The following is a 217-nucleotide window of genomic DNA, read 5'->3' on the forward strand; positions in this document are numbered from 1 at the left end:
GGCCACAGGAGGTCTACTACTTCACCGGCCTCCTGGTGATCGCGGCAATGGCGCTGTTCCTGATGAACGCTGTCGCCGGCCGCGTCTGGTGCGGCTACCTCTGTCCGCAGACGGTCTGGACCGATCTGTTCCAGACCATCGAGCGCTGGACCGAAGGCGACCGGCGCGAGCATCTCCAGCGCGACCGCGGCCCGTGGAATGCGGAACGGATCGCACG

Annotated in this window: 1 protein-coding gene; it reads left to right on the plus strand. The window is 66.8% G+C overall.

The window, feature by feature from the left end:
- Window positions 1–217: 4Fe-4S binding protein (locus MMY95_RS15850; protein ID WP_241277850.1), on the plus strand; the 217-nt coding region annotated here is incomplete at both ends.

Origin of the sequence: Lactiplantibacillus sp. ME-2 (genome assembly GCF_022549155.1) — a bacterium.
Lineage (GTDB): Bacteria > Bacillota > Bacilli > Lactobacillales > Lactobacillaceae > Lactiplantibacillus > Lactiplantibacillus plantarum.